Below are 9,183 nucleotides of genomic sequence, written 5' to 3'. Positions count from 1 at the left end.
GGCCAGCACCGCATGCAGCTCGTCGCGCACGTCGGCGTTGCCCGCCAGGACCACCGGCACCCGCAAGCGGGCCTTCGCCAGCCGCGTCGCGTTGTGCGTCACCGTCTCGAAGTCGCCGCCGTCGGTGCCGCCGACGAGCAGCACCACGTCCGGGCGGGCCGCCCGCAACGCCGCCACGTCCGCCCCGGACAACCGTCCCGCCGCCACGTGCACCACGTTCGCGCCCGCCGACAGACCGACCCGCCGGCCCGCCTGAGCGGTGACGAGGGGCTCGTAACCCACCACCGCCAGGCGCAGCCCACCCCCGGCCGACGAACACACGTACCAGGGCGCCTCAGCGACCCCGGCCGACGCGAGGGCCGCGCCGACCGCGGCGTCCAGGCCGTGCAGCACATCAGTGCCCACAGTGGTCGGCGCCGACGCCGCCGCGACCAGCCGGCCGCCGTCGAGGTCCACCACCGCCGCCTTCGTGTACGTCGACCCGACGTCCGCGCAGACGACGACGCTCATGGCCGTTGCGGGACGACCACCGTGCCGGTCGCGGTGACCGCCACGATCGGCTCGCCGAGCACCTCGGCGGCCGACTCGCCCTTGTCCGGGCGGCCCCGGCACACCACCGTCGCGGCGAAGTCGATGGTGCGGCTGCGGGTGCCCACCCGGGTCACCGTCGCCGTCACCTCCAGCACGTCACCGGCCTTCATCGGCGCCCGGAACTGCACATCCGCGTACGAGGCGAACAACCCCTCGTCGCCGTCGGTGCGGATGCACACCTCGGTCGCCACGTCCCCGAACAACCCCAGCGCGTACGCCCCGTCGACCAGGTTCCCCGCGTAGTGGGCGTGGGAGTACGGCACGTACCGGCGGTGGGTGACTGTCAGACCGACACGCGGATCGCTCATGCGACGTTCGCCTTCCTGGAAGTGATCAAAGCGTGGACGAGGTAACTGGCCACCTCGCCCGGGGTGGTGCCACGCCCGAAGATCCGGTCCACGCCCAGCTCGCCGGTCATCGTCTCGTCGAAGCGCGGCCCACCGACGATCAGCAGCGGCCGGCGCCCGGCCGGCATCGCCTCCCGGAACGCCGCCGACATCTCCCGCGTGTTGTGCAGATGCGCGTCGCGCTGCGTCACCACCTGCGACACCAGCACCGCGTCGGCGCGCTCCCGCCGGGCCGCCTCGACCAGCTCCGGCACGCTCACCTGCGCGCCCAGGTTCGTGACCTTCAACTCCCGGTAGTACTCCAGGCCCTTCTCCCCGGCGATGCCCTTGACGTTGAGGATCGCGTCGATGCCCACGGTGTGCGCGTCCGTGCCGATGCACGCGCCCACCACCGACAGCTTGCGGCGCAGCCGCCGCTTCACCACCGCGTTGACCTCCTTGGCCGACAGCAGCGGATAGTCACGCTCCACCACCTGCACCTTCGCCAGGTCCACCAGGTGGTTCACCCGCCCGTACACCACGAAGAACGTGAACCCGTCACCGATCGGTTTGGCGTGCACCAGCATCGCCGGGTCCATGCCCATCTTGTTCGCCAGCTGCACCGCCGCGCCCTCGGCCCGCTTGTCGTGCGGCACCGGCAACGTGAACGACACCTGCACCATGCCGTCACCGGTGGTGTCCCCGTACGGCCGCACAACCGTCTTCTCACTCATGGGGCTGCTCCAGGATCTCCGTGGCCGGGTTGTAGTAGTCCGCCTCGTGCCGGGCCACGCCGTCCAGGCCCTTCCCGCGGTCCGCCGGCCGCTTCATGATCCCGAACGTGCCCTCGGCGATCGCCGTCAGCAACGACTGGTCCCCGATGCGCTCCAGCAGGTCCACCGCCTCACCGAGCACCCGGTGCGCCCGCGCCTGGATGAACCCGCCCGGCGCCGGCACGAAGTCCTCGTGCAACCCGCCCGCCGCGCCCAGCACGTACCGCACGTTCTGCAGCGCGATGTCCCGGTCCGACAGCCACGGCGTCACCACCGCCTCGGTCATCATCCCCACCAGCAGAATCCCCTGCCCGGTCATCGTGCCCACCAGGTTGAAGAACCCGTCCAGCAGGTTGCCCCGGAACACGTCACCGGTCATGTGCTTCGTCGGCGGCATCCACTTCAACGGCGCGTCCGGGAACAACTCCCGCGCCAGCAGCGCGTGCGCCAACTCCAACCGGAACGACTCCGGCACGTCCGGGTTGATCTCGAACGCGTGCCCCAGCCCCAGCTGCCAGTCCGCCAGCCCCGCCTCGTGCGCGAAGAACTCGTTCAGCAGCTGCGACACCGTCACCGTGTGCGCCTCGTCCACCGCGTCAGCGGTGGTCAGGTAGTTGTCCTCGCCGGTGTTGATGATGATCCCCGCCCGCGCGTGCACCTGCCGCGAGAACCGCTGGTCCACGAACGTGCGGATCGGGTTGATGTCGCGGAACAGAATCCCGTACATCGAGTCGTTGAGCATCATGTCCAGCCGCTCCAGGCCGGCCAGCGTCGCCATCTCCGGCATGCACAGACCCGACGCGTAGTTCGTCAACCGCACGTACCGGCCCAACTCCTTCGACGTCTCGTCCAGCGCCGCCCGCATCAGCCGGAAGTTCTCCTGCGTCGCGTACGTGCCCGCGAACCCCTCCCGGGTCGCCCCCTCCGGCACGTAGTCCAGCAGCGACTGCCCCGTCGACCGGATCACCGCGATCACGTCGGCGCCGGCCCGCGCCGCCGCCTGCGCCTGCGGAATGTCCTCGTAGATGTCACCCGTGGCCACGATCAGGTAGATCCACGGCCGACGCGCCGGATCCCCGAACCGCTTCACCAAGCGGTCCCGCTCCGCGCGCCGCCGGTCGATGCTGCGGATCCCCGCCGCGACCGCCTTGCGCGACGCCCGCCGCGCAGCCGTCGCCGCCTTCCCCGACGGCTGCGCGAACCGCACCGACCCGGCCGCCGCCTTCTGCGCCAGCAACGTCACATCGGCGATGCCCTCACGCGCCAGCGCGTCGAACACCGGCGCCGCCACCCCGTGCCCCAACCCGACGTCCGCGACCACCGCGTCGACGAGCCGGTTCACCCACGGAATGCCGTCCGGGTCCGCGCCGGTCACCCCGGCCAGCCGCAGCACCGCCCGCTCCACCGACACCGTGGTGTGGCTACGCGCCAGATCCACCACCGGCTGCCCGGCCCGGCGCGCCAACTCCCGCGCCCGCGCCACCAACGCCGGATCCAGCCCAAGCTTGCCTGTCACGAAGACCCTTCCTGATAGATCACGTCACCGCGCAACACGGTGGTCCGGCACACCGGCAGCGGCGTCGGATCCTCCGGCCCCCGCAACTCCGGATCCTCGGCCAGCACCACCGGAAGCCCCCGCTCCACGCCCGCCGGGGTGTCCCACACCGCGAACGTCGCCGGCGCCCCCAACGCCAGCACACCCTCGTTGTCCAGGTGCACCGCCCGCCACCCGCCGCGCGTGTGCGCCGCGAACGCCGCCCGCACACTCATCCGCTGCGCCGGGTTGTGATGCGCCGCCGCCGCCCGCACCGACCCCCACGGATCCAGCGGCGTCACCGGCGAATCCGACCCGAACGCCAACGCCACCCCGACACCGTGCATCGCGCCCATCGGATTCGACTCCAGCGACCGCGCCAACCCCAGCCGCGACTCGTACATCCGGCCCGAGCCGCCCCACAACCTGTCGAACGCCGGCTGCATCGACGCCACGATCCCGTACTCCACGAACCCGGCGATCAACGCCTTGCTCATGATCTCCGCGTGCTCCACCCGGTGCCGCGCCGCCCGCAACCGGTCCACACCCACCGACCGCGCCGCCAGACCGAAACCCTCCAGCACCGTGCCGATCGCCGCGTCCCCGATCGCGTGGAACCCGCCCTGCAACCCATGCGCCGCACAATCCAGCAGATGATCACGGACCTGCTCCGCCGACACGTACCCGTGCCCGCACGCCCCCGCCTCACCGTCCAGGTACGCCGCCGACACGTGCGCCGTCCGCGACCCCAGCGCCCCGTCGGCGAACAGGTCACCACCCGCACCCACCGCGCCCAGCTCCCGGGCCTTCGCCGCGCCCAGCAGCTCACCCCAGTACCCGTACACCTCCGGCACCCCGGCCCCCGAGATCGCCAGCAGCCCGGTGAAGTCCTCCTCGTCGGAAATGTCCGGCCCACCGCACTCGTGCACCGCCGCGACACCCAGCGACGCCGCGTGCGCCAGGGCCCGCCGCTGCGCCGCCACCCGCTGCGCCCGCGAAACCGACGCGAACGCCGCCGCCCGCACCACATGGTGCGCGTCGCGCCGCAACCACCCCGACGCCTCGTACCCGGCCGCCGACACCACCTCCGGGCACGCCGCCAGCAACGCCGCCGACACCAGCGCCGAATGGATCGACGCCTGCGACAGATACACCCGCCGCCCACCGGCCGCCCGGTCCAGCGCCGCCGCATCCGGCAACGCCGGATCCGCCCAGCCCGACTCGTCCCAGCCGTGCCCCAGCACCACCGCGTCACCCGGCAGACCCGCCGCGAACGCCGACACCGCCTCCAGCAGCCCACCCGCCGACCGCACCGCCGACAGATCCAGCCCCGACAACGCCAACCCGGTATCAGTCGCGTGCACGTGCGCGTCCACGAACGCCGGCGTCACCAGCGCACCGCCCAGCTCCACCACCCGGTCCGCCCGCGGCGCCTCCGCGTCCGTGCCCAACCAGGCGATCCGCCCGTCCCGCACCAGCAGCGCCGTCGCGCTCGGGTCGGCCGGACAGTGCAGCACTCCACCGCGATACAGCGTCGAGGGGTTCGTCATGGTCTCAGTCTGCCGCCAGACGCGCCTCGAACAGACCGCGCACCCCCGGCTCGGTCCGCAACAGGTCCAGCGCCAGCGCCGCGTGCCCCGGCACATACCCGTTGCCCACCAGCATCGTCACGTCCGCCGCCAGGCCCTCCGCACCAAGCGCCGCCGCCGCGAAGCTCGTCGCCATCGAGAAGAAGATCACCGTACCGCCGTCCGCCGTGGCCAGCACCGCGCCGTGCTCACACCCCGGCACGTCCACGCACACCACAGTCACGTCCGCCGGCACCCCCAGCGCCGTCGTCACCGCCGTCGACAGCCCCACCGGATCCCGCGCGTCGGCCAGCGCCACCACGTCGGCCAGCCCGGCCGCCGCCAGCGCGTCCCGCTCCGCGGCCACCGGAACCACCCCGACGGTACGGGCAGCGCCCGCCCGCCGCGCCGCCGCCAGCGACAGCGACCCGCTCTTGCCGGCCCCGCCGATCACCGCCACCGACACCGGACGCGGATCACCCTCACGTGAGCGCCGCGCCACCTGCTCGGCCACCACCCGCGCGGTGAGCGCCGGCGCCCCGCACACGTCCAGCACGGCGAGGGACAACTCGGGGTGCAGGTCCGCCGGCAGCACCGCCGCGATCGACCGCGCGAACAGGATCGCGTACCCGTCACACGGCACCTGCTCGCTGCGCCCGTCCCAGCGGGCCAGCCCGTCGAGGATCGTCAGCGGCGTCAGCGTCAGCGACACGAGCGTCGCCACCCGGTCGCCCGGCTTCAGCCCCAGCGGCGACCGGCGGCCCGCCTCCTCGACGGTGCCGATCAGCATCCCGCCGGAACCGGTCACCGGGTTTTGCATCTTCCCCCGGGTCGACACGATCTCCAGCACCTCGGCGCGGACCTTCTCCCCGTCGCCGCCGTGCTTCTCCGCCAGCTGCCGGAAGCTCGCCGCGTCCAGGTTCAGCCGCTCGACCCGGATCCGCACCTCGTTCGCCGCGATCCGCGGGTCCGGGTCCAGCCGCCAGGCCGCCTGCGGGAGCACCCCCGCCGGTTCCACGACTCGGTGCAGTCCCACCGGTGACGTCACGCCGACCCCCTATGTCCAGCCGCCCGAACCCCTGGTCAGGACTCGCATCGCGGGAAAACTTACGGCAGACTAATTTCTTCACCGCAGATTTTCCAGTAGCCTACGCATCCGTTGATCAACCCGCACACTGACGAGGAGGGGCCGTGACCCAGACCCAACCGGTGGAGACCATCCCGACGCCCCGCCACGCGCCGGCCGCCGTCCCAGCCGCCGGACAGCCCTACGAATACCGCCGCGCGCCCCTCGTCGAACCCGACTGGACCCGCTTCCCCGGCTGGCGCCACGTCACCCGCGACCAGTGGGAGAGCGCCCAGTGGCAGCGGGTCAACTGCGTCAAGAACATCAAGCAGCTGCGCGCCGTCCTCGGCGACACCGTCGACGAGACCTTCTACGCCGACCTGGAGGCCGACCAGAAGGCGCTGGCCACCATGTCCATGCTGGTGCCGCCGCAGATGCTCAACACCATGGTGCCGTTTGAGCCGATGAGCACCGAGGCGCTGCTCGCCGACCCGATCCGCCGCTACATGATCCCGGTCGCCTCCGACCGCCGCACCGACTGGCCGTCGCACCCGTACGCCAGCCGCGACAGCCTCCACGAACACGACATGTGGGTCGCCGAGGGCCTCACCCACCGCTACCCCACCAAGGTCCTCGCCGAACTGCTCTCCACCTGCCCGCAGTACTGCGGCCACTGCACCCGCATGGACCTCGTCGGCAACTCCACCCCCGCCGTCGACAAGCTCAAGCTCACCCTCAAGCCCGTCGACCGCTACGACGCCCACATCACCTACCTCAAGGCCCACCCCGGCGTACGCGACGTGGTCGTCTCCGGCGGCGACGTCGCCAACGTGCCGTGGCGCAACCTCGAGTCGTACCTGATGCGCCTGCTGGAGATCGAGACGATCCGCGACATCCGGCTCGCCACCAAGGCGCTCATGGGCCTGCCCCAGCACTGGCTCCAGCCCGACGTGGTCGAGGGCCTGGAACGGGTCGCCCGCACCGCCGCCCGCCGCGGCGTCAACCTGGCCATCCACACCCACGTCAACCACGCCCAGTCGCTGACCCCGCTGGTCGCCAAGGCCGCCCAGACCGCGCTCGACGTCGGCGTACGCGACGTGCGCAACCAGGGCGTGCTCATGCGCGGCGTCAACGCCACCAGCGCCGACCTGCTCGACCTGTGCTTCGCGCTGCAGGGCGAGGCGGGCATCCTGCCGTACTACTTCTACATGTGCGACATGATCCCCAACGCCGAGCACTGGCGCGTCCCGGTGTGGCACGCCCAGCAGCTCCAGCACGACATCATGGGCTACCTGCCCGGCTACGCCACCCCGCGGATCGTCTGCGACGTGCCGTTCGTCGGCAAGCGGTGGGTGCACATGCTCACCGACTACGACCGTGAGCGCGGCATCTCGTACTGGACGAAGAACTACCGCACCTCGATCGAGTCGGCCGACCTGGAGGCGCTGAACAAGCGCTACGCCTACTACGACCCGATCGACACGCTGCCCGAGGCCGGCCAGGCCTGGTGGCTCGCCCACCGCGACGACTGACCCCGGACACCCGAACGGCGGGCCACCTCTGCGATGAGGTGGCCCGCCGTTCCGCGTACTCACTTGTTGAAGGCGTCCTTGACGTCGCGGCCCGCCTGCTTGGCGTGCTCCCCGGCCTGCCGGGCCCGGGCCGCGCTCTGCTCGGAGGCGCCCTCGGCCCGCAACCGCTCGTTGTCGGTCACGTCGCCGATCCGCTCCTTGGCCATTCCGCTCATCTCCTGGGCCTTGTTCTTCGCCTTGTCGGTGAAGCTCATGTCGCCCTCCTCGTTCCGGCTGAGCGTTGCCCTTGTCGCGTCCCCGGTGACTGTCGGGTGAAACGCTGTTGTGCTGCGCACATCGCGTAATGCGTCCTAGGACAATAGGTTGAAGGCTGGACGCCCGGCCGACGCCGACCCACCGTGGTTGACTGGGCCGGTGAACGAGATCCTGCTGATCCGGCACGGCGAGACCACCTGGAGCGCCGCCCACCGGCACACCTCGTACACCGACCTGGAGCTGACAGCCGACGGCGAGCGGCAGGCCCGCGCGCTGGCTCCCCTGCTCGCCGGCCGGCGCTTCGCCCGCGTGCTGTCCAGCCCCCGGCAGCGCGCCACCCGCACCGCCGCTCTGGCCGGGCTCGCCGTCGACGCGATCGAGCCCGATCTCGCCGAATGGCACTACGGCGAGTACGAGGGACGCACCAGCGCGGACATCCAGACCGAGCGGCCCGGCTGGTCGATCTGGACCGACGGCGGCCCCGGCGGGGAGTCACCGGAACAGGTGGGCGCCCGCCTGGACCGCGTGCTGGACCGGGTCGCGCCGCTGCTGGAGCAGGGCGACGTGGCGCTGGTCGGGCACGGCCACAGCCTGCGGGTGCTCGGGGCACGCTGGATCGGGCTCCCGCCGTCGGCCGGCGGACTGCTGCGGCTGGACACCGCCACGCTCAGCGTGCTCGGGCACGAGCACGGCCGGCGGGTGATCAGGCGGTGGAACCTGCCGGCTCCGCCGACGGGCGCGGACGACCCCGGCCGGTCAGCTCGCCACTGATCTTCGGCGGCCGGTTCTCGTACGGCGTCGACAGCACCACAGTGGTGCGCGTGGTGACGTTCGCCGAGGTGCGGATCTCCTGCAGTACCCGCTCCAGGTCGGCCGGACCGGCCACCCGCACCAGCAGGAGATAGAAGTCCTCTCCCGCCACCGAGTAGCACGAGTCGATCTCGGGCAGGTGGGCGAGCCGCTCCGGCGCGTCGTCCGGCTGGGACGGGTCGAACGGCCGGATCGCCACGAACGCGGTCAGCGGCAGGTCCAGCGCCTCGAACGACACCCGCGCGGCGTACCCCTTGATCACCCCGCGCTGCTCCAGCCGGCGGACCCGCTGGTGCACGGCCGACACCGACAGGCCCACCCGCTCGGCCAGGTCCGTGTACGACAGCCGACCGTCCCCGGTCAGCGCGGCGACGATGGCGCGGTCGATCTCCTCCACGCGCTGCACAGTAGCCGGTAAAACGCTCTCCCGCCGCACCCGGCCCGCCGTGGTGACGCTCAGCGCGCCGTCCGGTCGCGTACCGCGTCCGCGGCGTAGTTCAGGACCTCCGCCATGTCCTCCTCGTCCAGGAACGGCAGGTCGGTGAGGATGTCCGTGACGGACATGCCCTCGGCCATCATGGCCAGCAGGGTGGCCACGGGGATGCGCGACTGCCGCACGCAGGGCGCACCCCCCATGACGTCGGGGTCGGCGGTGATCCGGGGGAAGGTCACCGCGACAGGCTAGCCCTTGGCCAGCGCGCGCGAGATCACCAGCCGCTGGATCTGGT

11 protein-coding genes are annotated in these 9,183 nt (G+C 72.0%); 2 read left to right on the top strand and 9 right to left on the bottom strand.

Annotated features, from left to right (window positions below):
* The 6 genes from KBX39_RS14210 to KBX39_RS14185 form a co-directional block, all read right to left on the bottom strand.
* A partial coding sequence (locus tag KBX39_RS14210) for a glutamate mutase L (protein WP_210870970.1) occupies positions 1-510 on the bottom strand: 510 nt, incomplete at its 3' end.
* Positions 507-899 carry a hotdog domain-containing protein gene (locus tag KBX39_RS14205; RefSeq protein ID WP_043324122.1) on the bottom strand — a complete coding sequence of 131 codons (393 nt, stop codon included), beginning with the start codon at positions 897-899 and terminating at the stop codon, positions 507-509. The genes KBX39_RS14210 and KBX39_RS14205, both read right to left, overlap by 4 nt.
* On the bottom strand, positions 896-1,651 hold the full coding sequence (locus KBX39_RS14200) for an OAM dimerization domain-containing protein (protein ID WP_043324123.1): 756 nt from the start codon (positions 1,649-1,651) through the stop codon (positions 896-898). Before KBX39_RS14200 ends, KBX39_RS14205 begins: the two co-directional genes overlap by 4 nt.
* Positions 1,644-3,206, bottom strand: a complete 1,563-nt coding sequence (locus KBX39_RS14195) for a lysine 5,6-aminomutase subunit alpha (RefSeq protein ID WP_043324125.1) — start codon at positions 3,204-3,206, stop codon at positions 1,644-1,646. The genes KBX39_RS14200 and KBX39_RS14195 overlap by 8 nt, the downstream gene beginning before the upstream one ends.
* Complete coding sequence (locus KBX39_RS14190) at positions 3,203-4,774, bottom strand: amidohydrolase (RefSeq protein WP_210870968.1); 1,572 nt, start codon at positions 4,772-4,774, stop codon at positions 3,203-3,205. Before KBX39_RS14190 ends, KBX39_RS14195 begins: the two co-directional genes overlap by 4 nt.
* 4 nt (positions 4,775-4,778) lie before the next feature.
* Positions 4,779-5,840: a hypothetical protein gene (locus KBX39_RS14185; RefSeq protein WP_064446002.1), complete on the bottom strand. Its 1,062-nt coding sequence runs from the start codon at positions 5,838-5,840 to the stop codon at positions 4,779-4,781.
* A gap of 143 nt (positions 5,841-5,983) precedes the next feature.
* Here KBX39_RS14185 and KBX39_RS14180 point away from each other — a divergent pair, with 143 nt between their 5' ends.
* Entirely contained in the window at positions 5,984-7,390 is a 1,407-nt protein-coding gene (locus tag KBX39_RS14180) for a KamA family radical SAM protein (RefSeq protein ID WP_104115743.1), read from the top strand.
* Between the two features lie 59 nt (positions 7,391-7,449).
* On the opposite strand, the gene KBX39_RS14175 is transcribed toward KBX39_RS14180, so the two are convergent.
* Positions 7,450-7,644 carry a CsbD family protein gene (locus KBX39_RS14175; protein WP_043324133.1) on the bottom strand — a complete coding sequence of 65 codons (195 nt, stop codon included), beginning with the start codon at positions 7,642-7,644 and terminating at the stop codon, positions 7,450-7,452.
* 160 nt (positions 7,645-7,804) lie between these two features.
* On the opposite strand from KBX39_RS14175, the gene KBX39_RS14170 reads away from it, so the two are divergent.
* Entirely contained in the window at positions 7,805-8,416 is a 612-nt protein-coding gene (locus KBX39_RS14170; RefSeq protein ID WP_210870966.1) for a histidine phosphatase family protein, read from the top strand.
* Here the strand turns inward: KBX39_RS14170 and KBX39_RS14165 are convergent.
* Both KBX39_RS14165 and KBX39_RS14160 read right to left on the bottom strand, forming a co-directional pair.
* Positions 8,349-8,852, bottom strand: a complete 504-nt coding sequence (locus KBX39_RS14165; RefSeq protein WP_043330145.1) for an Lrp/AsnC family transcriptional regulator — start codon at positions 8,850-8,852, stop codon at positions 8,349-8,351. The two genes, KBX39_RS14170 and KBX39_RS14165, sit on opposite strands and share 68 nt — an antisense overlap.
* A 59-nt stretch (positions 8,853-8,911) precedes the next feature.
* On the bottom strand, positions 8,912-9,127 hold the full coding sequence (locus KBX39_RS14160; protein ID WP_030502405.1) for a DUF433 domain-containing protein: 216 nt from the start codon (positions 9,125-9,127) through the stop codon (positions 8,912-8,914).
* Between the last annotated feature and the right edge of the window lie 56 nt (positions 9,128-9,183).

Origin of the sequence: Micromonospora sp. D75, from assembly GCF_018070405.1 — a bacterium.
In the GTDB taxonomy this organism is placed as follows: Bacteria; Actinomycetota; Actinomycetes; order Mycobacteriales; family Micromonosporaceae; genus Micromonospora; species Micromonospora chalcea.
The sequence above is the reverse complement of the archived record's forward strand: the minus strand, read 5'-3'. Positions and strand labels throughout refer to the sequence as shown.